The sequence below is a fragment of the Plasticicumulans acidivorans genome (genome assembly GCF_003182095.1).
GTDB lineage: Bacteria > Pseudomonadota > Gammaproteobacteria > Competibacterales > Competibacteraceae > Plasticicumulans > Plasticicumulans acidivorans.
In genome coordinates this window covers 44630-69850 of the sequence record NZ_QGTJ01000011.1, presented here as the reverse complement: position 1 = coordinate 69850, position 25221 = coordinate 44630, and the positions used below count along the sequence as shown (strand labels likewise).

General features: G+C 68.7%; 23 protein-coding genes. 9 read left to right on the top strand and 14 right to left on the bottom strand.

The features are described from left to right. Window positions 1-51 precede the first annotated feature (51 nt). From thpR to C7443_RS16415, 3 genes are read right to left on the bottom strand one after another with little or no spacing between them, the layout of a single operon-like run. On the bottom strand, window positions 52-576 hold the full coding sequence (thpR, locus tag C7443_RS16425) for an RNA 2',3'-cyclic phosphodiesterase (RefSeq protein WP_146213324.1): 525 nt from the start codon (window positions 574-576) through the stop codon (window positions 52-54). After that, on the bottom strand, window positions 566-1075 hold the full coding sequence (gene pncC / locus C7443_RS16420; protein WP_110019705.1) for a nicotinamide-nucleotide amidase: 510 nt from the start codon (window positions 1073-1075) through the stop codon (window positions 566-568). The genes thpR and pncC overlap by 11 nt, the downstream gene beginning before the upstream one ends. A 2-nt stretch (window positions 1076-1077) precedes the next feature. Next, window positions 1078-1581 (bottom strand): tetratricopeptide repeat protein, encoded by a 504-nt coding sequence (locus C7443_RS16415; protein WP_211346198.1) that lies wholly within the window; start codon window positions 1579-1581, stop codon window positions 1078-1080. 96 nt (window positions 1582-1677) lie between these two features. Between C7443_RS16415 and mutS the strand changes: the two genes are divergently transcribed. The 3 genes from mutS to C7443_RS16400 all read left to right on the top strand — a co-directional run bounded on the left by mutS (window position 1678) and on the right by C7443_RS16400 (window position 5632). Further along, entirely contained in the window at window positions 1678-4242 is a 2565-nt protein-coding gene (gene mutS / locus C7443_RS16410; protein WP_110019703.1) for a DNA mismatch repair protein MutS, read from the top strand. 118 nt (window positions 4243-4360) lie between these two features. Continuing rightward, a complete protein-coding gene (gene fdxA / locus C7443_RS16405; RefSeq protein ID WP_110019702.1) occupies window positions 4361-4684 on the top strand; it encodes a ferredoxin FdxA in 324 nt (107 codons plus the stop codon). Between the two features lie 81 nt (window positions 4685-4765). Further along, entirely contained in the window at window positions 4766-5632 is an 867-nt protein-coding gene (locus C7443_RS16400) for a tetratricopeptide repeat protein (RefSeq protein ID WP_170123654.1), read from the top strand. 96 nt (window positions 5633-5728) lie between these two features. On the opposite strand, the gene C7443_RS16395 is transcribed toward C7443_RS16400, so the two are convergent. The 6 genes from C7443_RS16395 to C7443_RS16370 form a co-directional block, all read right to left on the bottom strand. After that, complete coding sequence (locus tag C7443_RS16395; protein ID WP_110019700.1) at window positions 5729-6448, bottom strand: DsbC family protein; 720 nt, start codon at window positions 6446-6448, stop codon at window positions 5729-5731. Between the two features lie 287 nt (window positions 6449-6735). After that, on the bottom strand, window positions 6736-8193 hold the full coding sequence (locus C7443_RS16390; RefSeq protein ID WP_110019699.1) for an efflux transporter outer membrane subunit: 1458 nt from the start codon (window positions 8191-8193) through the stop codon (window positions 6736-6738). Then, entirely contained in the window at window positions 8186-11305 is a 3120-nt protein-coding gene (locus C7443_RS16385) for an efflux RND transporter permease subunit (protein ID WP_110019698.1), read from the bottom strand. Before C7443_RS16385 ends, C7443_RS16390 begins: the two co-directional genes overlap by 8 nt. A 13-nt stretch (window positions 11306-11318) precedes the next feature. Further along, window positions 11319-12419, bottom strand: coding sequence for an efflux RND transporter periplasmic adaptor subunit (locus C7443_RS16380; RefSeq protein WP_170123653.1), 1101 nt, complete (start codon window positions 12417-12419; stop codon window positions 11319-11321). 90 nt (window positions 12420-12509) lie between these two features. Further along, window positions 12510-12836: a hypothetical protein gene (locus C7443_RS16375; RefSeq protein WP_110019696.1), complete on the bottom strand. Its 327-nt coding sequence runs from the start codon at window positions 12834-12836 to the stop codon at window positions 12510-12512. A gap of 128 nt (window positions 12837-12964) precedes the next feature. Beyond that, window positions 12965-13498 (bottom strand): NUDIX hydrolase, encoded by a 534-nt coding sequence (locus C7443_RS16370; RefSeq protein ID WP_110019695.1) that lies wholly within the window; start codon window positions 13496-13498, stop codon window positions 12965-12967. Between the two features lie 231 nt (window positions 13499-13729). On the opposite strand from C7443_RS16370, the gene C7443_RS16365 reads away from it, so the two are divergent. The 3 genes from C7443_RS16365 to recQ are packed head-to-tail and all read left to right on the top strand — an operon-like array spanning window position 13730 to window position 17863. Further along, window positions 13730-15034, top strand: a complete 1305-nt coding sequence (locus C7443_RS16365; RefSeq protein ID WP_110019694.1) for an ammonium transporter — start codon at window positions 13730-13732, stop codon at window positions 15032-15034. 2 nt (window positions 15035-15036) lie between these two features. Continuing rightward, window positions 15037-15669 carry a hypothetical protein gene (locus tag C7443_RS16360; protein WP_110019693.1) on the top strand — a complete coding sequence of 211 codons (633 nt, stop codon included), beginning with the start codon at window positions 15037-15039 and terminating at the stop codon, window positions 15667-15669. 43 nt (window positions 15670-15712) lie between these two features. Next, on the top strand, window positions 15713-17863 hold the full coding sequence (gene recQ, locus C7443_RS16355) for a DNA helicase RecQ (RefSeq protein ID WP_110019692.1): 2151 nt from the start codon (window positions 15713-15715) through the stop codon (window positions 17861-17863). A gap of 4 nt (window positions 17864-17867) precedes the next feature. Here the strand turns inward: recQ and C7443_RS16350 are convergent, their stop codons facing one another. Further along, entirely contained in the window at window positions 17868-18536 is a 669-nt protein-coding gene (locus tag C7443_RS16350) for an adenosylcobinamide amidohydrolase (RefSeq protein WP_110019691.1), read from the bottom strand. 194 nt (window positions 18537-18730) lie between these two features. Between C7443_RS16350 and C7443_RS16345 the strand changes: the two genes are divergently transcribed. The 3 genes from C7443_RS16345 to C7443_RS16335 all read left to right on the top strand — a co-directional run bounded on the left by C7443_RS16345 (window position 18731) and on the right by C7443_RS16335 (window position 21793). After that, window positions 18731-19585, top strand: coding sequence for an AAA family ATPase (locus C7443_RS16345; protein ID WP_110019690.1), 855 nt, complete (start codon window positions 18731-18733; stop codon window positions 19583-19585). A gap of 5 nt (window positions 19586-19590) precedes the next feature. Further along, window positions 19591-20784, top strand: a complete 1194-nt coding sequence (locus C7443_RS16340) for a vWA domain-containing protein (protein ID WP_110019689.1) — start codon at window positions 19591-19593, stop codon at window positions 20782-20784. 118 nt (window positions 20785-20902) lie between these two features. Then, window positions 20903-21793, top strand: a complete 891-nt coding sequence (locus tag C7443_RS16335) for a CHAD domain-containing protein (RefSeq protein ID WP_170123652.1) — start codon at window positions 20903-20905, stop codon at window positions 21791-21793. 6 nt (window positions 21794-21799) lie between these two features. On the opposite strand, the gene C7443_RS16330 is transcribed toward C7443_RS16335, so the two are convergent. The 4 genes from C7443_RS16330 to C7443_RS16315 are packed head-to-tail and all read right to left on the bottom strand — an operon-like array spanning window position 21800 to window position 25193. Beyond that, on the bottom strand, window positions 21800-22417 hold the full coding sequence (locus C7443_RS16330; protein ID WP_170123651.1) for an ABC-type transport auxiliary lipoprotein family protein: 618 nt from the start codon (window positions 22415-22417) through the stop codon (window positions 21800-21802). Between the two features lie 11 nt (window positions 22418-22428). Next, window positions 22429-23331 (bottom strand): MlaD family protein, encoded by a 903-nt coding sequence (locus C7443_RS16325; protein ID WP_110019686.1) that lies wholly within the window; start codon window positions 23329-23331, stop codon window positions 22429-22431. A gap of 3 nt (window positions 23332-23334) precedes the next feature. Further along, complete coding sequence (locus C7443_RS16320; RefSeq protein ID WP_110019685.1) at window positions 23335-24114, bottom strand: ABC transporter ATP-binding protein; 780 nt, start codon at window positions 24112-24114, stop codon at window positions 23335-23337. Continuing rightward, the gene (locus C7443_RS16315) at window positions 24099-25193 is read right to left on the bottom strand and encodes an ABC transporter permease (protein ID WP_110019684.1); all 1095 of its coding nucleotides are present in this window, start codon (window positions 25191-25193) and stop codon (window positions 24099-24101) included. The genes C7443_RS16320 and C7443_RS16315 overlap by 16 nt, the downstream gene beginning before the upstream one ends. Window positions 25194-25221 lie beyond the last annotated feature (28 nt).

Genomic DNA, 25221 nt, shown 5'->3' with positions numbered 1-25221 from the left:
GGCTTCGCCAGTGCAAAGGGGTCGGATCATGCCACGAAAGCGCCCCCCGACCTAGCCCTCGACGGCCCAGCGCAGGCGCGGTGCGTAGCGCACGCCGTCCGCCGTGCTGCAGGACTCGGCGAGCACCACCTCACGCGCCGGCCAGTGAATCGGCTCAGTCAGCTCACACTGCGCCGGCGCATCACGATGATGGCGCGCCAGCGTGACGTGGGCAGCAAAAGGACGTGCCTCAGGCACGAAGCCGCAGGGCTGCAGGCGGCTGTTGAGTTCGTCGACCAGCGCGAGCAGCGCGGCCGGCGGCTGCGACGGTCCGGCCCACAGCACGCGCGGGCCACGCCAGCAGCCGATTCGATCGAGCGCAAGCGTCAGCGGCGGCGGCTGCAGCCCGGCGAGGGCCGCCCGGTAGGCCGCCGCCTGTGCCGCTGGCGTCGCACCGAGAAAGACCAGGGTCAGGTGCAGATTGTGCGCTGGCACCGGCTGTGGTGTCAGGCTGCGCGCCAGCCGCGCCAGTGCTCGCCGGGTATCGGCATCCGGCCACAGCGCCAGAAACAGGCGCTGCATCGCTTCAGCCGACAAGCACTGCCCCGTCCAGGCGCTCAAGCACGCCGTGCAGGGCCGCCAGCACCGTCTGCCGGCGCACGCTGTCGCGGTCGCCGTCGAAGTGCCGGCATTGCGCCGCGGAGGCACCGCCCCGCTGCGCCCAGGCCAGCCAGACCGTACCGACCGGCCTGGTCCGCGAGCCGCCATCAGGGCCGGCGATGCCGGAGACGGCGACGACGATCTGCGCCGGTGAATGCGCCAGCGCGCCGTCGGCCATCGCCAGCACCGTGGCCTCGCTGACCGCGCCGTGCGCATCGAGCGTCGCCGCCGGCACGCCGAGCAGTTCCTGCTTGGCGGTATTCGAGTAGGTGATGAAGCCGCGATCGAACCACGCCGAGGAGCCGGGCACGGCGGTCATTGCCTCGGCGATCCAGCCGCCGGTGCATGACTCGGCCGTGGCGAACAGCCAGCCATGTGCCTGCAGCGCACGGCCGACGCGTTCGGCGAGCTGGTACAACTCCTGATCGACAGCCATGGTCAGTGCTGGAACAGCGAGTCGAGCGCCAGCAGCTTGGCGCGCGAGGCCTCGTCGGCCGGGTTGAGCTCCAGCGCCCGCCGATACGATTCCAGCGCCAGCTTGACGTAGAGATCACCGAGGTTGATCTGCGCCGCGGCGTAATCCGGCGCCTGCTGCGTCGCCGTCACCAGCGCCTGACGCGCTTTGTCGTAGTCGCCCTCGGCGGCGTAGATCACCGCGAGGTTGTTGTACGGCTCGGGCAGCTTCGGCGCGCGCCGGGTGAGATCGGCGAAGGTCTCCCGCGCCGCCGGCAGATTACCCATGTCGAGCAGGATCTGTCCCTTGAGGAAGCGCGCCGAGATATCCCCCGGATCACGCACCAACAGGTCGTCCAGCCGGCTGATCGCCACGGCACGTTGTCCCTCGTCGGCAAGACGACGAATCTCATCGAAGTCCGCCGCGCTCGCCGATGCCGTGGCGAACGCCAATACGAGAACCCCGGTCTTGAGCCAGCTACGCATCATGAAAGTCCCTGATAGGCCGTCGGCGGTAGCCCCGCATCGTACAACAGGAAACCGCATCAGCCGACGCATCACCACCTTCCGCTACACTGCGCCGCCATGAGCCAAGCCACCGATCTTTCCCGCCACACGCCGATGATGCAGCAGTACCTGGGCACCAAGGCGCAACACCCCGACGTGCTGCTGTTCTATCGCATGGGGGATTTCTACGAACTGTTCTTCGAGGATGCAAAGAAGGCGGCGCGCCTGCTCGACATCACATTGACCGCGCGCGGGCAGTCCGCCGGCGAGCCAATCCCGATGGCCGGCGTGCCTTATCACGCCGTCGAAAGCTACCTGGCAAAGCTGGTGCGCCTCGGCGAGTCGGTGGCGATCTGCGAGCAGATCGGCGACCCGGCCACCAGCAAAGGCCCGGTCGAGCGCAAGGTCGTGCGCATCGTCACCCCCGGCACCGTCACCGACGAAGCCCTGCTCGAAGAACGCCGCGACAATCTGCTGCTGGCGCTCTACGCCGTGCACGAAGACTGGGGGCTGGCGACGCTCGATCTGGCCGGTGGCCGCTTCGTGCTGATGCAGCTGCGCGGCGCCGAGGCACTGCTCGCCGAGCTCGAACGTCTGCGCCCGGCCGAGCTGCTGGCGCCGGAGGACCTGCCGCTGCCGGCCGGCCTCGGCGAACGCGCAGGCCTGCGTCGCCTGGCCAGCTGGCATTTCGACACCGCCACCGCTGCGCGCACGCTGAACACGCAGTTCGGCACGCAGAGCCTCGACGGCTTCGGTGCGCAGGAGGCGCCGATCGCGGTCGCCGCCGCCGGCGCGCTGCTGCAGTACGTCAAGGACACCCAACGCAGCGCCCTGCCGCACCTCACCGCGCTCGCCGTCGAACGGCGCGAGGACGCGCTGATCCTCGATGCCGCCAGCCGGCGCAATCTCGAACTCGACCACAGCCTGTCGGGCCACCCCGAACACACACTGGCCGGCGTCATGGACCGCACGGTGACGCCGATGGGCGGGCGCCTGCTGCGCCGCTGGCTGGCCCGACCACTGCGCGCGCACGCCACGCTGCGGCTGCGCCAGCACGCCATCGGCGAACTGCTGGCCGACCGCCAGAGCGAGACGCTGCGCGAGGTGCTGCGCGGCGTGCCCGACGTCGAACGTATCATCGCGCGCATCGCCCTGCGCTCGGCGCGCCCGCGCGACCTGAGCGGCCTGCGCGCGGCGCTCAGCCGGCTGCCCGAGCTGCGCGCCGCCGCCGCGGTCGATTCACCGCGCCTGCAGCAGCTGCTCGATGCCCTCGGCGAACACCCGCAGACGCTGGCGCTGCTCGAACGCGCGCTGGTCGACACACCGCCGGTGCTGATCCGCGACGGCGGTGTCATCGCCCCCGGTTTCGACGCCGAGCTCGACGAGCTGCGCCAGCTCTCCGAACATGCCGACCAGTTCCTCATCGACCTCGAAGCCCGCGAGCGCGCCCGCACCGGGCTCAACGTCAAGGTCGGCTACAACCGCGTGCACGGTTTCTATATCGAGCTGGCGCGCAGCGCCGCCGATGCGGTGCCGGCGCATTACATCCGCCGGCAGACGCTCAAAGGCACCGAGCGTTACATCACCGCCGAGCTGAAAGCCTTCGAAGACAAGGTGCTGTCGGCGCGCGAACGGGCGCTGGCGCGTGAAAAAGCCCTCTATGAACAGCTGCTCGATACGCTGATCGCCAACCTGCTGCCGCTGCAGCAGCTCGCGGCCGCGCTGGCCGAGCTCGACGTGCTCGCCAACCTGGCCGAACGCGCCGAGGCGCTCGGCCTGAGCTGCCCGCAGCTGGTCGACGAACCGGGACTGGCGATCAGTGCCGGCCGCCATCCAGTGGTCGAGCAGGTACTCGATGCGCCCTTCGTGCCCAACGACCTGCAGCTCGCGCCGGAGCGGCGCATGCTGGTGATCACCGGGCCGAACATGGGCGGCAAATCGACTTATATGCGTCAGGCGGCGCTGATCGCGATCCTCGCCCATATCGGCAGCTTCGTGCCGGCGCAGGCCGCACGCATCGGCCCGCTGGACCGCATCTTCACGCGCATCGGCGCCGCCGACGATCTCGCCTCGGGGCGTTCGACCTTCATGGTCGAGATGACCGAAACCGCCAACATCCTGCACAACGCCACCGCGCAGTCGCTGGTATTGATGGACGAGATCGGCCGCGGCACCTCGACCTTCGACGGCCTGTCGCTGGCCTGGGCCTGCGCCCAGCATCTGGCGGCGCAGACGCGCGCCTTCACGCTGTTCGCCACCCATTACTTCGAGCTCACCCGCCTGCCCGAAGAACAGCCCGGCATCGTCAACGTCCACCTCGATGCCGTCGAGCACCGCGACAGCATCGTCTTCATGCATGCGGTGCAGGAGGGGCCGGCGAGCCGCAGCTACGGCCTGCAGGTCGCCGCGCTGGCCGGCATTCCGCAGTCGGTGATCAGCGCCGCCAAGCGCAAGCTGCGCGAACTCGAACGCAGCAGCCGCGCCCGCGCTGCGCTGCCGGCCGAGCCCGATCCGCAGCTGTCGCTGTTCGCCGCCGAGCCGAACGCCGTGCTCGAAGCGCTCGCCGCACTCGATCCCGATGGTTTGAGTCCCCGTGAGGCGCTGCAGGCGCTATACCACCTGAAGACACTTGCCGGCAGCTGAAACCGGTCGGCCCGGCCGCGGCGGCGGCCGGTGATCGCCTCATGCACAGCGGTTATTTCGTCCCGTGCAGCACGCGCCGTACACTGCGCGCCCGCCGCTCAACCCCCAGGAGCCAGCCATGGCCTTTGTCGTCACTGAAAACTGCATCAAGTGCAAGTACACCGACTGCGTCGAAGTCTGCCCGGTGGACTGCTTCCATGAAGGGCCGAACTTCCTGGTCATCGACCCCGATGAGTGCATCGACTGCACGTTGTGCGAGCCGGAATGCCCGGCGCAGGCGATCTTCTCCGAAGACGATCTGCCGAGCGGGCAGGAAGCCTTCATCGCCCTCAACGCCGAACTCGCCAAGCAGTGGCCGGTCATTACCGAGCAGAAAGAGCCGCTGCCCGATGCCGCCGACTGGGACGGCAAGTCCGGCAAGCTGCCTTTCCTTGAACGCTGAGCGGCCTGCTCGCCGCTTGCCGGCGCCGAGCGCGCGCCGCATCATCCGGCCGATTTCACCGGCATGTCCCAGGAACACCTCATGAACCAGCCGCAAAGCTATGTCTTCGACGTTCGCCTGAACGACTTCCAGCGCTTCGTCATCGACAACTCCTTCGAAGTCCCGGTGCTGGTCGACTTCTGGGCGGACTGGTGTGAACCCTGCCGCACGCTCGGCCCGATGCTCGAACGCCTGGCCACCGAGTACGCCGGTGCCTTCCTGCTCGCCAAGATCAACGCCGACAGCGAGCAGGCCATCGCCAGCCATTTCAACGTGCGCTCGCTGCCGACGGTGATGGTGGTACGCGATGGCCAGATCGTCGACATGCTGGCCGGCGTGCAGCCGGAATCCGAATACCGCAAGCGCATCGACGCCTACCGCCCGCGCGCGGCCGATGCGATTCTCGATGCCGCCGAACAGCTCTGGCTCAGCGGCCGTCAGGACGAGGCACTGCAAACCCTGCGCGACGGCATCGCACAGGAACCCGCCGAACTCGATCTCAAGGTGGCGCTGGCCGCCAAGCTGCTCGAAACCGGCGAAATGCTCGAATCCGGCCGCCTGCTGCGCGCACTGCCGGAAGCAATCCAGAAAACCGAGCCGGTACCGCAACTGCTCGCCCACCTGGCCACGCTCGAAGCCGCCGCGCCAAAGGCCGACTTCAGCGCCCAGGAAGCCCAGCTGGCCACCGATCCCAATGCCCACGCGGTGCGTCTGGCACTGGCCAGCGAGCTGCAGGAAGTCGGCGAATACGAAGCCGCGGCCACGCACTTCCTTGAGCTGATGCGCCGCGACCGCAGCTTCGGCGACGATGCCGGACGCAAGGGGCTGATCGCGCTGTTCGAGCTGCTCGGTCCGGAACACCCGCTGACCGGCACCTACCGCCGGCGCATGGCCTCGCTGCTTTACTGAACGCTCAAACCGCCATCCGACTCAGTTCAAGCCCGCGTCAGAGCGGGCTTTACGTTTACGGCTGCCGAGCAGCAGCCGGCGCCGCCTGCTCCAGGCTCACTGTCCCGGGGCGTCGAGCAGCTGTGCGAGCTTCTCGGCCGGCACGTAGCCGGGCACCATCTCACCGGATTCGAGCACGATCGCCGGCGTGCCCTGCACTCCGATCTGATTGCCGAGGTTGAACTCGCGCGCGACCGGGTTATCGCAGTTCGCCGCCGGCAGCTTCTGCCCGGCTTTGGCCTGCGTCATCGCCGTCTTGCGATCCGCAGCGCACCAGACATTGACCGCCTTGCGGTAGGACTCCCCCGCCAGGCCGCTGCGCGGATAGGCCAGGTAGCGCACCTTGATGCCGGCGCGCAGGTAACGGTCCATCTCGGAGTGCAGCTTGCTGCAGTACGGGCAGTCGATGTCAGTGAACACGGTGATGGTGTGCCGCGTCTTGCCCTCGGGCGTATAGACGATCATGTCGCTTTCCGGCACGGCATTGACCACCTTGGCCCGCAGACCGTTGCTGCGCGCCTCGGTAAGGTTCTGCTGCGTGTCCAGATCGATGATGTCGCCACGCATCGCGAAGCGACCGTCAGCGCTCAGATAAAACAGCTGGCTGCCGATGACGACTTCGTAGAGGCCGGGAATCGAACTCGGCTGCACGCTGTCGGGCTTGTTCCCCTGCAGCAGCGCATTGAGACGAGCCATGTCGGGCTGGGCCGGCTGATCAGCGGCGTACAGCGGAGTAGCCAGGGCCAAGGCCAGGCCGGCGAGCAAAGGTTTGAGCATGGATGCAATTCCAGATCGATGCGAAACGGGGAGAAGCAGAACGCAGCAAGGGTAACGCGTTCCTCCTGCGCCCACGTGATCGAATCAGACAGACGATATCCGCAATGGTGCCGGATGCAGTCGCAAACAGGCCGTCTGCGCGACGACGACCCGCACCGCCGCTGCCTGCGGGTTTGCTTCCGTCCTTTAGGGTTGTACGCGAACGGCCGGCAACCGGGCCATGACAAAGCGCATGCCCGGCCACCTGGCCGCAGCCGCACGGGCCGGCGCCGGTCCGTGACAGGGGGCTATGTGCCGCGGGTCGCCGTCGCTGACGGTGGCGCGCCGGCAACACCGGGAGAAACCAGCGTCGAACGGCGTGCAGCCTCGTCGACCCAGCCGCCGCCCATCGCCTTGTACAGATTGACCAGCGTCGACAGCTCGCTGCCACGCGTCTGCGCCAGGCTGAGCTCGGCACTGAACAGGTTGCGCTCGGCATCGAGCACTTCCAGGTAGCTGGTGTAGCCGTTGTCGTAACGCAGCCGCGCCAGCCGCAGATAACTGCGCAGCGCCTCGACCTGACGTGCCTGCGCTTCGAGCTGCTCGCTGGTCTTGCTGGCGGCGACCAGGGCGTTCTCGACCTCGGCGAACGCCGTCTGTACCGTCTTGCGGTAGTTTTCCAGCGTCTGCTGCTGCACGGCCTCGGCCGCCTGCACCTGCCCGGCGATCTTGCCGGCGGTGAACACCGGCACGCTCAGGCCGGCACCGTAGCTCCAGGCGCGCGCCGGCCCGCCGAACAGTGACGACAGCTGCGGCGAAACACTGCCGAGCGCCCCGGTCAGCGACACCACCGGGAAATAGGCCGCGCGGGCGATGCCGATCTGGGCGTTGGCAGCGACCAACTGCTGCTCGGCCTGACGGATGTCAGGACGGCGCTCGATCAGGTCGGACGGCAGGCCGGCGGGAACCACCGGCCGGCGCAGTTCGACCAGGGTGCGGCCGCGCACGATCGGCCCGGGGTTGCGGCCGAGCAGCAGCGACAAGGCGTTTTCCTGCTGCACGATCGCCTGTTCGAGCTGCGGCACCATCGCCCGCGTCGACTCGTATTCCGACTCCGCCTGGCGTGCATCGAGCTCCGGCGTCAGGCCGACCTCGAAACGCCGCTGCGCCAGGTGCATCGACTCCGCCCGGCTCTGCAGCGTCGTGCGCGTGATCGTCAGCCGCTGGTCGAGCTCGCGCAGCGAGATGTAGGCGTTGGCGACGGAGCTGACCAGTGTCAGCACCACCGTCTGCCGCGCCTCCTGCTGCGCCAGCAGATCCGCCTGCGCCGCCTCGGTCGCACGGCGCAGCCGCCCCCACAGGTCGAGCTCGAAACTGGCGCCGAGATTGACGTCGAACTGGCTGGCGGTGGCCGCCGAGCCGGGCAGACGCTGGCTTTCCGCGGTCCGTCCGTGACCGGCATCGGCGCCGGCGGCGACCTGCGGGAACTGGTCGGCGCGGGTCGCCCCGTAGCGGCCGAGGTATTCCTCGACGCGCGCCACCGCGATGCGCAGATCACGGTTCTCGTCGAGTGCGATACCGATCAGCGTGTTCAGCTGCGGATCACCGAACTGCTCCCACCAGGCGCCGTTGACCAGCTCGCTGGTCTGCGCCGGATCGAGGCGCCAGTGTCCCGGCACCTCCAGCGGCGGCCGCTCATAGTCCGGGCCGAGCGCGGAACAGCCACCGAGGCTGACGGCACAGGCGACCCACAGCCCCTTACGCATGGTGTTCGCCCTCTTCGGCGGTGGCCGGTCCCTTGCGATCGAACAGGCGATAGAACAGCGGCACGAAGAAGATCGCCAGCAGCGTCGCACCGAGCATGCCGCCGATGACGCCGGTGCCGATCGAGATACGGCTGTTGGCGCCGGCGCCGGTACTGATCGCCAGCGGCACGCAGCCGAGGATGAAGGCCAGCGAGGTCATCACGATCGGCCGGAAGCGCAGGCGCGCGGCCTCAAGGGCCGCCTCCAGCGCCGACTTGCCCTGATGGCGGAACTCGACGGCGAACTCGACGATGAGAATCGCGTTCTTCGCCGCCAGGCCGATCAGCGTCACCAGACCGATCTGGAAGTAGACGTCATTGGGCAGGCCGCGCAGGAACACCGCGATCAGCGCGCCGCAGACACCGAAGGGCACCGCCACCATGACGCTGAACGGCAGGCTCCACTTCTCGTACTGCGCCGCCAGGATCAGGAACACCATGATCAGGCCGAAGACGAAGGCGATCGCCGAAGACGATCCCGCCTGCTTCTCCTGGAAAGCCTGGCCGGCCCAGGCGAAGGTCATCGTCTCCGGCAGCACATCCTTCGCCAGCTGCTCCATCGCCGCCAGCGACTGCCCTGAGGAATAACCCGGCGCCGCGCTGCCGTTGATGCGCGCGGCGACGAAGCCGTTGAAACGCGCGACGTTATCCGGCCCGGTGGTGTAGCGCGCCTGCACCAGCGCCGACAGCGGCACCATCTGCCCGCTGGAGGAGCGCACGAACACCTTGCTGATGTCCTCCGGCGTACTGCGGTATTCCGGCTCGGCCTGCAGGATGACCCGGTAGGTCCGCCCGAACTTGTTGAAGTCGTTGACGTAGACGCTGCCGAACAGGCCCTGCAGCAGATCGAACACGTCGCTGATCTTGACGCCGAGGGCGCGGGCGCGCTCGCGGTCGAGATCGACGTACAGCTGCTGCGAATTGGCGCGGATGGTGGTGCTCAGACCGGCCAGCGCCGGGTAGTCCTTGGCCTTGGCCAGCATCTCGTGCAGCGCCTTCTCCAGCGCCGCGGTACCGCCCTCGCCACGGTTCTGCACCCAGAACTCGAAGCCACCGGTGGTGCCGAGACCGGGAATCGGGGGCGGGTTGAACACCAGCACCACGCCTTCCTGCAGCGAGGCGAAGGTCTTCTGCAGCTGCTTGCGCACCGCATCGGCGAACTGGGCCGGGTCCTTGCGCTCCTTCCAGTCCTTGAGCGTCACGAACACCGTGGCCGCCGTCGGCTTGTTCTGCGAGTCGAGCATGTTGAAGCCGGTCAGCGTCAGCACGTCCTCCACCGAGGGATTCTTCAGCGCCTCGGCCGATACCCGCTTGGCCACCTCGCGCGTGCGTTCGAGGCTGGCGCCGTCGGGCATGAACACCGCCGCGATCAGGTAGCCCTGGTCCTCATCCGGCACGAAGCTGGTCGGCACCGTCTTGAACAGGCTGACAGTGATCGCCAGCATGCCGGCGAACAGCAGCGTCCCGAGCAGGGCGCGACGGACCAGAAAGCTCGCGCCCAGCAGGTAACCGCCGGTGAGCTTGTTGAAGCCGGCCTCGAACAGCCTGAAGAACAGCCATTTCTCGCCCTTGGCCGGGCGCAGCAGCAGCGCCGCCAGCGCCGGTGACAGCGTCAGCGCGACGATGCCGGAGATGACCACGGAAATGGCGATGGTGATCGCGAACTGCTTATAGAGCTGGCCGGTGATGCCGCCGAGGAAGCCGACCGGCACGAACACCGCACACAGCACCAGCACGATGGCGATGACCGGCCCGCTGACCTCGTCCATCGTGCGCCGCGCAGCCTCCTTCGGCGTCATGCCGAAATGCGCCATGTTGTGCTCGACCGACTCGACGACGACGATGGCATCGTCGACGACGATGCCGATCGCCAGGATCATGCCGAACAGCGTCAGCGTGTTGATCGAGAAACCGAGCATGTACATGCCGGCGAAAGTGCCGATGATCGACACCGGCACCGCCAGCAACGGAATCACCGTCGCCCGCCAGCTCTGCAGGAACAGGAAGACGACGATCACCACCAGCGCCACCGCCTCGAAGAAGGTGTGGATCACCGCTTCGATCGAGACATTGATGAACTTGGTGGTGTCGTAGGGCACCGCGTAGCTGACGCCCGTGGGGAAACTCTTGGACATGCGGTCGAGCGCCTGGCGCACGGCGGTGGCGACGTCGAGCGCATTGGCGCCGGGCTGCTGGTAGACGAGGATGACGGCCGCGTCCTTGCCGTTGACCTGACTGGAGACGTCGTAGCTGCGGATGCCGAGCTCGGTGCGCGCCACGTCACGCAGATAGACCGCCGAACCATCCGGGTTCGAGCGCAGGATGATGTTGGAGAACTCCTCGGACGTGGTCAGCCGCCCGCGCGCCGTCACCGGGAACGACAGCTGCACCGGCCCGGCGGTGGGCTCCTGACCGATGCGCCCGGCGGCCGGCTGGGCGTTCTGCTCGTTGATCGCCGAGCGGATATCGGAGGTGGTGATGCCGAGCTCGGCCATGCGATCGGGCTTGAGCCAGACGCGCATCGCATAGTCGGTGAGACCGAACATCGACACCTGGTTGGCACCGGGAATGCGCTTGATCTCGTCGACGATGTTGATCGAGGCGTAATTGGCGACCTCGTTCGGATCACGCGAGCCGTCCGACAGCACCGCGATCGCCATCAGGATGTTCGGCGAGGACTTCTTGATCACCACGCCATTGCGGGTGACGTCCTGCGGCAGCTGCGGATTGGCCAGATTGGCGCGGTTGGTCAGGTCGGTGAGCACCCGATCGACGTCGGTGCCGATGTCGAAATAGACGTTGAGGCCGGTGTCACCGCTCGATGAGTTGTTCGACTGCATGTAGATCATGCCGTCGACGCCGTTGACCTGCTGCTCGATCGGCGCGGCGACGGTGCCCGAGGCGGTTTCGGCGTCGGCCCCCGGGTAGGAGGCGCTGATCTGCAGCAGCGGCGGGGTGATTTCCGGGAACTGTGCGATCGGCAGGCCTTTGATCGCGGCCAGGCCGGCGATGACGATGACGATCGACAGCACCGCCGCGAACACCGGACGGTCGATGAAAAAGCGCGAGATCATGGCGCGACCCCGCTTACTTGAGTGTACTGACGATCTTCACTGGCGCCCCCGGCGCCAGCTTGATCCCGCCATCGACGACCACCGTATCGCCGGCCTTCAGGCCTTTGTTGATGATCCACTGGTCGCCGTAGAACTGGCCGGCCTCGATCGGCCGCGGCTGCGCCTTGCCGTCCTCGACGACATAGACCACCTTGCCCTGCGCACCCTGCAGCACCGCGCGCTGCGGCACCATGACCGCGTTGACCAGCTCGATGTTGGAGGCGCGCACCCGCACGAACTGGCCCGGACTGAGCGCGTTGTCGGGGTTGGCCACTTCGGCGCGCAGATTCACCGTGCCGGTCTTCTCGTCGACGTTCGGATCGACGTAGTTGATCACCGCCTTGTGCGGATAGACGCGGCCATCGGCCAGCGTCAGCTCGACCTCGATCCGGCCCTGGCTCGGTGACTGCACCGCGCCGGACGCCAGGCCGCGGCGAAAGCGCAGCACATCCTGCTCGCCGACGCCGAAACTGACCCACATCGGATCGGTCTGCACCAGCGTCGTCAGCAGGCCGTTGGCGCCCGGCGACACCAGCGAACCCTCACGCTGCTCGGACTTGCCGGCACGGCCGGTCAGTGGCGAGCGGATCGTGGTGTAGCCGAGGTTGAGCTCGGCACTGCGCAGCTGCGCCTTGGCGACATCGACCGCGGCACGCGCCTCCAGCTCGGCGGAGACCGCATCGTCGAGATCCTTCTGGCTGACGGCTTTTTCCTTGGCCAGGGGACGCACGCGCTTGAGTGTCGCGCTGGCATTGATCAGCCGCGCCTGGGCCTGGGCAAGCTGCGCCTTGGCGCTGTCGGCTGCCGCCTCATAGGGCAATGCATCGAGCTGGAACAGCAGATCGCCGGTCTTGACCAGCGCACCTTCCTGATAGTCGATCCTTTCCAGATAGCCTTCAACGCGGGCGCGAATCTCAACCAGCCGCGAGCTCTCGGTCTTACCGGAAGTTTCGAACTGCGCCGGCGTATTGCGCGGCGTGACCGTGATGACGCTGACCTCGGTCGGCGGTCGCGCCGCAGCGTCCTGCGCATCTGCCTGTCCGGCACAGAGCGCGGTGACACACGCCCCGAGCACACATCCGAATACCCCTGCCCGCATGTCCAAGTCCCCCGCAAATCCGCTACTCACCAGCCAGCCTCGCACTGCCCTGACAGGGCGGTGCCGTCAACGGCAGTACTGTTCCACCGCCGCCCTGGCCTGATCGCGATTCTTTTTCATCGCCCGCTGGCGGCCGACCTGTGCACCGTCGGCATCGGCCAGTTCGGCGTCGGCCTTCTCCAGCCGGTCACGCGCCTGCTGGCAGCGGGCTTCACGCTGGTTCGATGGGGTGAGCGATGGTTCGGCCGGCTTGAGCGTGCCTGCCCGCTCCTGCTCGCGCAGTGCCGCATCGCCCGGCGGTGCGGTCAGAGATGGTGCAAAGCTCTTCGGCGGCGTCTGCGCAAACGCCACGGCCGGCAGGCTCAGCAGCGCTGTCAGCAGTGCATATTTCATTGGCGGGGGACTCCCTGGTCTGTCCGCAAGATGTTCGACTGTCGTGTTTATCGGAATGTCGAACCGATGTACTGCCGAAGCCGGAGACTAGCCGATATTGATGTCCGAATTTAAGCCGGACACGCCGCTCACGGTTCGCTGTGCACATTGCGTCCGGCGGCCGCCATGGCACACCAGCGACCCCAGATCTCGTGCAGCGTCGCCGTGGTCTGCTGCGGGTGTTCGCTGAGCCAGGCATCGACGGCCTGCGGCGTGAACCAGCGCCCCTCGGCGACCTCGACCGGATCGAGCACGAACGGCCCCTCGGCCTCGATGCGGTAGACGCGGACGAATTCCATGCCGGTCAGCGGGCTCGCCGGAAAGGCGAACAGGAACTGCGGCGGCGTGCGCAGCACAAGGCCGAGCTCCTCGTGCAGCTCGCGCGGCACTGTTTCTTCGTAGGTCTCGCCCGCCTCGACGTGACCGGCCGCCGAGCTGTCCCACAACCCCGGGAAATTGTCCTTGTGCTCGGAACGGCGCTGCAGGAACAGCTCGCCGCGGGCATTGAACACCAGCATGTGCACCGAGCGGTGACGCAGGCCGAGGCGGTGCACTTCGGCGCGCGTGGCACGACCGATCGGACGATCGTGCTCGTCAACGACATCGAACCATTCTTCGGGCATGGCTGGCTTCCGGGCCGCGGCGCAGGCGGCCACCCTGCCACAGCCCGCGCAAAAGCTGAACCACGCCCGTGCTGGCATCCGCAGTGCTTCTCAAAGGCAGACACCGAAACAGACGGATGCTGCACCACAGCAAAAAGCAATACAGTATGCGTTGTCTCACAGCACCGGCATTCGCCCGGCTGCTCCGTTCTTTCAATCCATCTGGACACCATCTGACAGGGAAACTCTGCCATGTCGTCACGCCGCCCCCCGCGTTTCGTCCTCGCCCTGCTGCTCTGCGGCCTGTCGCCCGGAGCCTTCGCCGCCGACCCAGAACTGCGCGCCGCCATCGACACCGCCTGGCTGGTACTGACCGGCGCGCTGGTGTTCTTCATGCAGGCGGGTTTCGCGCTGGTCGAAAGCGGCATGGCACGCACCAAAAATGCCGTCAACGTGCTGATGAAGAACTACACCGACTGCTGTTTTGGTGCACTGGCGTTCTGGGTGCTCGGCTACGGGCTGATGTTCGGTGCCAACCCGAGCGGCTGGATCGGCACCGACCACTTCCTGCTGTGGGGCGCGGCGCACATGGATTACAGCCTGCTGTTCTTCCAGTGCATGTTCGCCGCCACCGCGGCGACCATCGTCAGCGGCGCGATGGCCGAACGCACGCACTACTGGGCTTACATCCTGGCCTCGACCCTGACCACGGCGCTGATCTACCCGGTGTTCGGCAGCTGGGCCTGGGGCAGCCTGTACGGTGGCAGCGGCTGGCTCAAGCAGCTCGGTTTCACCGATTTTGCCGGCTCGACGGTGGTGCATTCGGTCGGCGGCTGGTGCGCGCTGGCCGGCATCATGGTGCTTGGCCCGCGCCTCGGCCGCTTCGGTCAGCATGGTGAAGTACGGCCGATCCCCGGCCACAACATGACCTCGGTCGCGCTCGGCGGCTTCATCCTCTGGCTCGGCTGGTTCGGCTTCAACGGTGGTTCGACGGCAATGGCCGACGTGTCGGTCGGCCGCATCGTGCTCAACACCCATTTCGGCGCCGCTGCCGGCGCCGTCGGCGTGCTGCTGACACAGGCGCTGCTCGGTCGCCCGATACTGCTGTCGGCAACGGTCAATGGTTCGCTGGCCGGTCTGGTCTCGATCACTGCCGGCTGCGCCACGATGGAACCGGGCCATGCCGCCCTGACCGGACTGGTCGCCGGCACCCTGATGCTCGCCGGCGAAGCCCTGCTGCTGCGCCTGCGCCTCGACGACGTCGTCGGCGCGGTGTCGGTGCACGGCCTGTGCGGGGCCTGGGGCACGCTGGCGGCCGGCCTGTTCGTCGCCGGTCAGGACTTCGATCTGCAGCGCGTGCTGGTGCAGGCGATCGGTATCGGTGCCGCTTTTCTGTGGACCTTCCCGGTCGCCTGGATCATGTTCAAGGCGATCGACACGCTGATCGGCCTGCGTGCCGGCGGCATCGCCGAACAACGCGGCCTGGATTACAGCGAGCACTACGAAAGCGCCTACCCGGAGTTCGAAGCCGAAGCGCTGCATGAGGAGATCCGCTGACGATGGCTTTCGATGCTTCCGCCTCCATCCCCGTCACGCGGGATTCCGCCCTGATCGAAGGCTTGCGCCGGCTGCTGCCGGCCGAGCAGGTTCCCCTGGCGCTGCGCCTGTGGGAAGAGGAGTACTCGGCCCGGCCCGGTACGCTGCGCGCCTATGCCGATCGCCTGGTGCGCGACTACGCCCTGAGCCAGCCACTGCGCGATGTGCACCGCCTGCTGGTGCAGCACCTGTTCCTGCCGCAGACCACGGCGCGACCGGCCCCGCCGCCACCCGTCGTGGTACCGGCCGCCGAGCTGCCGCCGCTGACCCGCGCCTTCGTCGAGCTGCTCGAAGAACTGTTCGCGCGCTTTGCCCAGAGCGACGCGGACGCCGCCGGAATGACGCGTCACGATCTCGCCGACCGCGTGCTGGCCAGTTCCCTCGAACGCCCGCAGCGCGATGCCCTGATCGCCTGGCTCGAACAGTCCGGACCGGCGCCGGTGCACGACTACCCGCCGAAACTGCTGCGGGCGCTGGTGCACCTGAGCTACGTCGGCGTCTGCAACGCACTCGGGCCGCTGCCGGCCGACCGCCTGCTGGCCGCGGCGATCCGCTACGCCGAGTACCACACCGAGGGCGTGCGCCAACTGCTGTAAGCCGGCGTGACCCGCGCAGGATGCCCCGGTATCCTGCGCGGCCATGTCCGATCCCGCGCTGAAAATCCTCCGCTCCGTCTTCGGTTACGACGCCTTTCGCGCGCAGCAGGCGCAGATCGTTGCCCATGTCGCCGGCGGCGCGGATGCGCTGGTGCTGATGCCGACCGGCGGCGGCAAATCGCTGTGCTACCAGATCCCGGCACTGCTGCGCCCCGGTACCGGCATCGTCGTCTCGCCGCTGATCGCGCTGATGCACGATCAGGTCGATGCGCTGACCCAGCTCGGCGTGCGCGCCGCCTACCTCAATTCGAGCCTCGATGCCGAGGCCGCGCGCAGCGTCGAGATGGCCCTGCTCGCCGGCGAGCTCGATCTGCTCTACGTCGCCCCCGAGCGTCTGGTCAGCGAGCGCTTCATGGGTCTGCTGACACGCGCCGACATCGCCCTGTTCGCCATCGACGAGGCGCACTGCGTGTCGCAGTGGGGGCACGATTTCCGCCCGGAATACATCCAGCTGTCCGTGCTGCACGAGCGCTTCCCCGCCGTGCCGCGCATCGCGCTGACCGCCACCGCCGACGAACTCACCCGCAGCGAGATCCGCGAGCGGCTCGGCCTGACGCAGGCGCAGGTGTTCCTGTCGAGCTTCGACCGGCCGAACATCCGCTACCACCTGACGCCAAAGCACAACGCCCGTCAGCAGCTGCTCGAATTCCTGCGCCGCGAACACCCCGGCGATGCCGGCATCGTCTACTGCCTGTCGCGGCGCAGCGTCGACGACACCGCCGCCTGGCTGCTGACGCAGGGCATCAACGCCCTGCCCTACCACGCCGGCCTCGACAACGCCACGCGCCGCCAGCATCAGGACCGCTTCCTGCGCGAAGAAGGGCTGGTGATGGTGGCGACGGTGGCCTTCGGCATGGGCATCGACAAACCCAACGTGCGTTTCGTCGCCCACCTCGACCTGCCGAAATCGCTCGAAGGCTATTACCAGGAGACCGGCCGCGCCGGACGCGACGGTCTGCCGGCGAGCGCCTGGCTGGCCTACGGCCTCAACGACGCCATCCAGCTGCGGCGCATGCTCGCCGAATCCGGCGCCAGCGAGCAGCACAAGCGCGTCGAGGCGCACAAGCTCGAAGCGATGCTCGCCTTCTGCGAAACCACGCGCTGCCGCCGCCAGGCACTGCTCGCCTACTTCGGCGAGACCTACCCCGAGCCCTGCGGCAACTGCGACACCTGCCTGCAGCCGGTCGCCACCTGGGACGGCACGGTGGCGGCGCAGAAGGCGCTGTCCTGCGTTTACCGCACCGGCAACCGCTTCGGCGTCGGCCACCTGATCGACGTGCTGCTCGGCAAAGCCAGCGACAAGGTGCACGAGCACGGCCACCAGCACGTCAGCACCTTCGGTATCGGCAGCGAACTCGACGTCGCCGGCTGGCGCTCGGTGTACCGGCAGCTGATCGCCGCCGGCATGCTCGCCGTCGATCTCGAAGGCTATGGCGCACTGCGCCTGACCGAGGCCGCCCGCCCGGTGCTGCGCGGCGAAACACGACTGCTGCTGCGCCGCGATCCGACCCCCAAAGGCCGCAGCCGCGATGCCCGCCCGGCCCGCGACGGCGCCCGCCGCGACGGTCCGCAGCTCGCCGTCACCGACCGGGCGCTGTGGGAGGCGCTGCGCGCCAGGCGCACCGCACTGGCCCGCGAGCAGGGCGTGCCACCCTACGTGATCTTCCACGACGCCACGCTGGTGGAAATGATCGAGCGCGCGCCGCGCTCGCTGGCCGAGCTGGGCACGGTCTCCGGCGTCGGCCACAAAAAGCTCGAACGCTACGGCGAGGACTTTCTCGCCGTGCTGCTCGAACACGCCGGCGTCGAGGCGCCGGCAGCGAGCGTCAGCCCGGCCGAGCAGGCGCAGCGGCTGTTCCTGCGCGGCGCCGCTGTCGACGAGATCGCCGGCCGCCTCGGCCAGCCGCCGGCGCAGATCCTCGGCCACCTCGCCGGCCTGATCCGCCGTGGCGAGGCCGAGCTCGAAGAAGTCGTCGACCTCGACGCCGACGCCCGCGCCGACATCGAAGCCGCGTTCATGGCCTGTGACGACAGCCAATGGGGCACGCTGGAGCCGATCCACGCCGCCCTCGGCGGGCGCTGGGACTACGGCGTGCTCAAGTGCGTGCGCGAAGCGCTGCTGCGCATGCTGTGAGCGCTCAGCCGCGGGCGGCAAAAGCCGCGGCGAATTCATCCAGCCAGCGCCGCGCCGCCCGCCGCGTCGCCGCATACACCGCCTGCGCCAGCGCCTGACCGACGGCGGTATGCAGGCCGGCGTAGCGCTCGCCTTCGCCGGGCGCCGCGGCGATGACCACGCAGTCGGTACCGGTGCCGGTGATCGGGCCGTCGCCGTCGACACCCTCCCAGGGCTCATCGAGCAAGGCCGCGGTACGCGCCTCGCTGGCGATCGACACCGCCTCGATCAGCGCCGTATCGCTCAGCGGCTGCGACAGCTGCGCCAGCAGATTGATGGTGCCGGCCTGCCAGGCGGCCGGTGCGCGCGGCGCGGCGGCGCGCACCGCATTGGACAGACCCAGCGTCAGCAGCACCTCGCATTCGACCCCGGCGACCCGCGCCCGCGCGGTCTCGAAGCAGGCGACGGTGCGCGAGGTGAGCAGACCGATTGCCGCCGCATCGCCACGCGCCTGCAGTTCGGCGGCCAGCCAGGCGACGGCGTCGAGCTGCGGATGCAGATCCTCGTTGCGCACCTGGCGCCAGAGCACGCGCTCGGCGACGACGAAGCCCGGCCGGTGTACCGCCCAGCTCAGGCAGCGCTGCGGCTGCTCGAAAGTGGCACTGAGCCACGGTCCCTGCTGCTCGATGCGCACGCGCTCGCCTCCTCGCTGAAAAGCACCTGGTGAAGCTGCGGCGCGCTGGCGCACCGCAGGCCCGCCAGTCTGCCCGAGGCACCGCCGCCGGGCACGCCGGCGTGCCGCAACGCAGCACGCAAAGCCTGCGATTGCGGTAGGCTCGCGGCATGCCGGCAGTCGCTGCCGCCGTCCGTCCAGGGAGATTTCACGCCATGTCCGACCGCCGCTTCGAGGGCTCCGCGCAGTACGTCGCCACCGAGGATCTCAGCCTTGCCGTCAACGCCGCGATCACGCTCGGCCGGCCGCTGCTGGTCAAGGGCGAACCCGGCACCGGCAAGACACGGCTCGCCGAGGAAGTCGCCGCCGCGCTCGATGCGCCGCTGATCCAGTGGCACATCAAATCGACCACCAAGGCCCGTCAGGGCCTCTACGAGTACGACGCCGTCGCCCGCCTGCGCGATTCGCAGCTCGGCGACCCGCGCGTGCACGACATCGGCCACTACATCGTGCGCGGCAAGCTGTGGGAGGCCTTCGAGTCGGCGCAGCGCCCGGTGCTGCTGATCGACGAGATCGACAAAGCCGACATCGAATTCCCCAATGACCTGCTGCTCGAACTCGACCGCATGGAGTTCCACGTCTACGAGACCGGGCAGACGGTGCGGGCGCACGAACGGCCGATCATCATCATCACCTCGAACAACGAAAAGGAGCTGCCGGACGCCTTCCTGCGCCGCTGCTTCTTCCATTACATCCGCTTCCCCGACGCGGCGACGATGGAAGCCATCGTCCACGTGCACTACCCGACGCTGAAAAAGGAACTGCTCGCCGCCGCGCTCGGCGTGTTCTTCGATCTGCGCGAGATGCCGGGGCTGAAGAAACGGCCGTCGACCTCGGAGCTGCTCGACTGGCTCAAGCTGCTGCTGGCCGAGGACATTCCGCCCGAAGCGCTGCAGGCCAGCGACGAGCGCCGGGTGATCCCGCCGCTGCACGGCGCGCTGCTGAAAAACGAGCAGGACGTGCACCTGTTCGAAAAGCTGATCTTCCTGCACCGCCGCGCCGGACGCTGACGGCGATGCTCACCGATCTGCTGTTTCGCCTGCGCGCCGCCGGGCTGCCACTCGGCATCGGTGAATTCCTCACCCTGCTCGAAGGGCTGCGCGCCGGCCTGGTCGGGCCGCGCGTCGAGGAGTTCTACCAGTTCGCGCGCCTGGCGCTGGTCAAGGACGAACGCCATTACGACCGCTTCGACCGCGCCTTCGCCGAGTTCATCCAGCACGTCGAGGCGAGCTTCCCGGCGGCGGCCAGCGGCGAGACCTTCGTCATCCCGCGCGAGTGGCTGCAGCAGCTCGCCGAGCTGACGCTGTCGCCCGAGGAACGCGCGCGGCTGCAGACGCTCGGCTGGGACAAGCTGATGCAGACGCTGGTCGAGCGCCTGCGCGAGCAGGATGAAGCGCACCATGGCGGCAGCAAGTGGATCGGCAGCGGCGGCACCTCGCCGTTCGGCCACTCCGGCGATCACCCCGAGGGCGTGCGCATCGGCGGCCAGTCGAAGAACCGCCGCGCGGTGAAGGTCTGGGAGCGGCGCGAATTCCGCAACTTCGACGACAGCGTCGAGCTCGGCACGCGCAACCTCAAGCTGGCGCTGCGCAAGCTGCGCCGCTTCGCGCGCAGCGGCGCCAGCGAGGAATTCGACCTCGACGGCACCATCGAGGCCACCGCCCGCCAGGGCGGCATGCTCGACGTGCGCCAGCGCCCGGAGCGGCACAACGCCACCAAGGTGCTGCTGTTTCTCGACGTCGGCGGCTCGATGGACGATCACGTGCGCGTCACCGAGGAGCTGTTCTCCGCCTGCCGCGCCGAATTCAAGCATCTGGAGCATTTCTACTTTCACAACTGCGTCTACGAACACGTCTGGCGCGACAACCGCCGCCGCCGCGAAGAACGCATCCCCACCAGCGAGGTGATGCGCACCTACGGCCGCGACTACCGGCTGATCATCGTCGGCGACGCGACGATGAGCCCCTACGAGATCACCCAGCACTGGGGCAGCGTCGAGCACATGAACGAGGAAGCCGGCGCCAAGTGGCTGCAACGCCTGTTCGACACCTGGCCGAAGGCGGCCTGGATCAATCCGCAGCCCGAGGACTGGTGGGAACACACCATGTCGCTGCGCCTGGTGCGTGACATCGCCGGCGGGCGCATGTACCCGCTGACGCTCGACGGCCTGGAGCGGGCGATCCGCGCGCTCAAGAGCGGCACGGCCTGAGCGACGGCTGCAGCACGGCGATCGCACGTTTGTCATGACGGCGGACGTACGATGCACGGTCATTTGCAGCGCGCCGGCGCGGCCCGAGGCGCACGGCGCGGCTTCGACGGGAGCGAGCATGAATGAAATCACGGCACTGCCGAAGGCCATCAAGGCGCGCAGCCTGCACCTGCAGGCCCAGGCCGACGCGCTGCAGGCATTCGGTCTGATCGTGCGCAGTGCGCTGGAGCAGCTGCGCGACAACGCCGAGCTGCTGGTCCAGGCCTACGACGAGGAATACATCCACCAGCTGCGCGTCGCCGCGCGCCGCCTGCGCTCGGCGCTGGCGCTGTTCGGTGTGGCCGAGCCGGCGCTGCGCCGGCCCCCGTTCCTGCCGGCGCTGCGCCGGCTGGCGCGCACGCTCGGTGAAAGCCGCGACCGCGACGTGCTCTGTGCCGAGACGCTGCCGCGGCTGCTCGACGAGGACGACGGCCTGCACGCGCATTTCGCCGTCGGTCGCCAGCAGGCGCGCGTGGCGGCGGTCAGTGCGATCGAGGCGGCGGCCTTCGCCACGCTGCTGGCCGACATCGAAAGCTGGCTCGACGGCCTCGGCCGCGATGCCCGCGCGCCGCTGCACAAGGCGATCGGCAAACTCGCACCGCGCCTGCTCGAACGCCGCCTGCACCGCCTGCGCAAGCGCGGCCGCCATCTGGCGCAGCTGCCGGACGCCGAACGCCACGCCGCCCGCATCGCCGCCAAGGAGCTGCGCTACGCCGCGGAATTCCTCGGCTCGCTGTATCCGGCGGAACGCGTCAAGCCGTTCATCCACGCCCTCGCCGCGCTGCAGGACACGCTCGGCCGGCTCAACGATCTGGTGACGCTGGAGCGGTTGTGCGCCGACCTGACGGACGCCCACGCCGCCGCACACCTGCTGGCCGCCGGCCGTGCCGACGCCTGCGCCGCGCACGCCGAACTCGATCAGGTCTGGCAGTGCTTTCGCCACACGCCAGCCTTCTGGCACCAGGACTGAGGCCGCTCAGCGCCGCGCGCCAGCCGTCGGCGCATCGCTCATGACGTCGGCCACCAGCCCGCTGAGCAGGCGGCTCAGCGCCCGCTTGCTCGCTTCGATGCTGCCGTAGGCATCTTCGCTGTCGGCCGGCTCGACCGTCGCCAGCGTGCGCGTCACCAGTGCACGCCGGCTGGCGACTTCGCTCAGCGTCAGGCGCAGGCGCAGGCGCACCACGCTCGGCGTCACCGTGAAGTCCTGCACCAGTTCGAGGATGTCGACGCCGAGGCGCTGGTCGGCCAGCACCGGCGACGGCGCCGCGGTCACCGCGCGCCAGGCCGCGCTCGCCTCCAGCGCGCGCACCAGCAGAGGCTGCAGCTGGCGCGCCGGCGTATCGGCCCATTCGCTGCGCGTGTAGTAGTCGATGGCGAGCGGTTTGCGGCTGTAGGCGATGCGCGGTGTATCGAAGCCGGGGCGGGCGGTCGGCATTTCCACCAGCAGCACGCCGCTGCCGACGGCGTCGCTGACCGGCACGTGCACCGCGGCATCGAGCAGGTAGCGGGTGATCGCCGGTTCCGGCGTGCGCAGGTCGATGGCGCTGCAGGCGCCGAGCACGAGGGCGGCCGCGGCCAGCAGGGTACGTCGCATCGTCGTTCTCCTCATTCGCCGGGCCCGGCCGGCCCGCGCTGGCGGCCGAACAGCAGCATGCGCGGATCGCGTTCGAGTTCACTGCCGACGCGGTCGAGCACTTCCACCAGCCGCCGCGTCTCGGCGAGCAGACTGGTCAGCTCCGGTCCGGCGCTGCCGGTGAGCTGGCGCAGCTCGCGCTGGCTGTCGGCGACGGCGCGCGTGGTGGTCTGCGCCGTGGTGGTGAAGGCCTGCGCGGTGCGTTCGACGCTGCCGGCAGTGGTCTGCAGGCGCTGCGCCAGCTCGCGGATCGACTGCGCCGCCTTGCGCGTGTCCTGCATGGTGCCGTCGAGACCGTCGGCCTGGCGCGCCAGCGCCGCCGCGGTCGCGCTCAGATTGCTCAGCAGCGCGTGCACCGCCTGCTGGTTGTCGTCACCGAGCAGCTGTTCGAGCCGTGCCGACAAGCGCGCGAAATCGCCGAGCACCTGGGTGACGGCGTTGTCGAGGCGCTGCACCAGCGACGGCCCGGTCGGGATCACCGGATACGGCTCCTTGCCCTGGCGTTCGAGCGGCGGACTGTGCGGATCGTCGACCGCCAGCTCGACCGCGGCGATGCCGGTCAGGCCCTGGGTGGCCAGCACCGCCCGCGTGCTGGCGAGGATCGGCGTGCCGTGCTCGATCTTCAGGTCGACGATGACGCGGTCGGGCTGGGTGCGGTCGAGCTCGATCGAACCGACCTCGCCGACGGTGACACCGCGCAGGCGCACCGCGGCTTTCGGGTTGAGCCCGGCCACCGAATCACGAAAGTACAGGCGGTAGGTGTCGTAGACCTTTTCCTGGGTGCCGACGCTGAGCCACAGCAGGGTGGCCAGCAGCGCGGCACCGAGCGCCAGGACGAAGGCACCGACCAGCGCGTAATTGACCTTGGTGTCCATGCCTCAGCCTCCTGCCGCCGTTGCCGCGGCGCGCGCGCGCGGACCGGCGAAATAGGCGTGTATCTGCGGATGTGCGGCGCGCGCAAGTTCGGCGACCGGCGCGCAGGCCAGCACCCGCCGCTCGCCGAGAAAAGCGACGCGGTCGGTGACGCGCCACAGCGTATCGAGATCGTGGGTGACGATCAGCACCGTCAGCCCGAGAGCGGCGCGCAGTTCGAGCACCAGCTCGTCGAAGGCGGCGGCACCGAGCGGATCGAGGCCGGCGGTCGGCTCGTCGAGCAGCAGCAGCTCGGGATCGAGCGCCAGCGCCCGCGCCACCGCCGCCCGCTTGATCATGCCGCCGGAGAGCTGGTCCGGCAGTTTGTCGGCGGCATCGGCCGGCAGGCCGGCGAGCGCGATCTTCAGCCGTGCCAGCTCATCGATCAGCCGCGCCGGCAGCGCCGTGTGCTCCTGCAGCGGCAGGGCGACGTTCTCGCGCACGCTGAGCGAGGAAAACAGCGCCCCCTGCTGGAACATCATGCTGAAGCGCCGGCGCAGCGCGTTGAGCTCGGCGGCGGAAGCGGTGCCGGCATCGACGCCGAACAGCCGCACGCTGCCGGCCTGCGGGCAGTCGAGCAGCGCGACGATGCGCAGCAGCGTGCTCTTGCCGCTGCCGCTGCCGCCGACCAGCCCGACGATCTCGCCGCGGCGGATCTCCAGCGCCAGATCCTCGTGCACGCACTGCGTGCCGAAGCGCGTGGTGATGCCGCTGAGCGCGACCGGCGGCGTCAGATCTTCAGCCACGAGAACAGCACCGAGAACGCCGCATCGACGACGATCACCATAAAGATTGCCTGCACCACCGACACCGTAGTCTGGCGGCCGACCGCTTCCGCGCCGCCGCGCACGCGCAGGCCCTGGTAGCAGCCGACCAGCGCGATCAGCAGCGCGAACACCGGCGCCTTGCCGACACCGATCAGGAAGGAGCGCAGCGACACCGCCTGCGGGAAACGCTGCAGGAATTCACTGAAGCTGACGCCGAGCTGCAGCTGCGCCATCACCATGCCGCCGAGCACGCCCATGACATCGGCGAACACCGTCAGCAGCGGCAGCGCGACCATCAGCGCCGCCAGCTTGGGAATCACCAGCATTTCGTAGGGGTCGATGCCGAGCGTGCGCAGCGCGTCGACCTCCTGCGTCACCTGCATGGTGCCGAGCTGCGCGGTCCACGCCGAGCCGGTGCGCCCGGCGACGATGATCGCCGTCATCATCACCGCCATCTCGCGCAGCATGGTCAGACCGACCAGTTCGACGATGAAGATGCCGGCGCCGTAGCGACCGAGCTGCGCACCGCCCTGATAGGCGATGACGAAACCGAGCAGGAACGACAGCAGGCCGACGATCGGCAGCGCATCGAGGCCGGCGCTCTGCAGATTGCTGGCGAACGGCCGCCAGCGAAAACGCTGCGGCCGCAGCCACAGCCTGGCGTAAACCACCGTCAGCTCACCGAAGAAAGCCAGCACGTCGCGCAGCTCGCACCAGTGGTAATGCGCAGCACGCCCCAGCTGTGCGAGGCAGCCGGCAGCGGCCGCGCCCTCGCCCACGGCCGGCGTGCGCCGCTGGCGCACCAGTTCGAGCAGATCGGCGGTGCGCGGCGACAAACCCTGCCAGCGCACCGGTGACGGCGCCGCGGCCTCGAATTCGAGCAGCAGCAGCGCGCCGGCGCTGTCGAGCGCACTCAGTGCGGAGGCATCGAACAATACGGGCAGATCGGCCGGCGGCTCGGGCAGGCCGGCAGCGAAGCCGGCAAGCGTCCAGGCGCCACTGAGGCGCAGCCGGTCGGCGTCGACCTCGGCGGTGGGCGGTTCAGCACAAACACTCATGCGCGGACTGTCCCATGCCCCGCGCGAC

What these genes read in the sequence shown, in the direction of transcription:
- pncC (WP_110019705.1), bottom strand. Translation starts at nt 1,075, where the DNA reads ATGGCTGTCGATCAGGAGTTGTACCAGCTCGCCGAACGCGTCGGCCGT.
- C7443_RS16415 (WP_211346198.1), bottom strand. Translation starts at nt 1,581, where the DNA reads ATGATGCGTAGCTGGCTCAAGACCGGGGTTCTCGTATTGGCGTTCGCC.
- mutS (WP_110019703.1), top strand. Translation starts at nt 1,678, where the DNA reads ATGAGCCAAGCCACCGATCTTTCCCGCCACACGCCGATGATGCAGCAG.
- fdxA (WP_110019702.1), top strand. Translation starts at nt 4,361, where the DNA reads ATGGCCTTTGTCGTCACTGAAAACTGCATCAAGTGCAAGTACACCGAC.
- C7443_RS16400 (WP_170123654.1), top strand. Translation starts at nt 4,766, where the DNA reads ATGAACCAGCCGCAAAGCTATGTCTTCGACGTTCGCCTGAACGACTTC.
- C7443_RS16395 (WP_110019700.1), bottom strand. Translation starts at nt 6,448, where the DNA reads ATGCTCAAACCTTTGCTCGCCGGCCTGGCCTTGGCCCTGGCTACTCCG.
- C7443_RS16390 (WP_110019699.1), bottom strand. Translation starts at nt 8,193, where the DNA reads ATGCGTAAGGGGCTGTGGGTCGCCTGTGCCGTCAGCCTCGGTGGCTGT.
- C7443_RS16385 (WP_110019698.1), bottom strand. Translation starts at nt 11,305, where the DNA reads ATGATCTCGCGCTTTTTCATCGACCGTCCGGTGTTCGCGGCGGTGCTG.
- C7443_RS16375 (WP_110019696.1), bottom strand. Translation starts at nt 12,836, where the DNA reads ATGAAATATGCACTGCTGACAGCGCTGCTGAGCCTGCCGGCCGTGGCG.
- C7443_RS16370 (WP_110019695.1), bottom strand. Translation starts at nt 13,498, where the DNA reads ATGCCCGAAGAATGGTTCGATGTCGTTGACGAGCACGATCGTCCGATC.
- C7443_RS16365 (WP_110019694.1), top strand. Translation starts at nt 13,730, where the DNA reads ATGTCGTCACGCCGCCCCCCGCGTTTCGTCCTCGCCCTGCTGCTCTGC.
- C7443_RS16360 (WP_110019693.1), top strand. Translation starts at nt 15,037, where the DNA reads ATGGCTTTCGATGCTTCCGCCTCCATCCCCGTCACGCGGGATTCCGCC.
- recQ (WP_110019692.1), top strand. Translation starts at nt 15,713, where the DNA reads ATGTCCGATCCCGCGCTGAAAATCCTCCGCTCCGTCTTCGGTTACGAC.
- C7443_RS16345 (WP_110019690.1), top strand. Translation starts at nt 18,731, where the DNA reads ATGTCCGACCGCCGCTTCGAGGGCTCCGCGCAGTACGTCGCCACCGAG.
- C7443_RS16340 (WP_110019689.1), top strand. Translation starts at nt 19,591, where the DNA reads ATGCTCACCGATCTGCTGTTTCGCCTGCGCGCCGCCGGGCTGCCACTC.
- C7443_RS16335 (WP_170123652.1), top strand. Translation starts at nt 20,903, where the DNA reads ATGAATGAAATCACGGCACTGCCGAAGGCCATCAAGGCGCGCAGCCTG.
- C7443_RS16330 (WP_170123651.1), bottom strand. Translation starts at nt 22,417, where the DNA reads ATGCGACGTACCCTGCTGGCCGCGGCCGCCCTCGTGCTCGGCGCCTGC.
- C7443_RS16325 (WP_110019686.1), bottom strand. Translation starts at nt 23,331, where the DNA reads ATGGACACCAAGGTCAATTACGCGCTGGTCGGTGCCTTCGTCCTGGCG.
- C7443_RS16315 (WP_110019684.1), bottom strand. Translation starts at nt 25,193, where the DNA reads ATGAGTGTTTGTGCTGAACCGCCCACCGCCGAGGTCGACGCCGACCGG.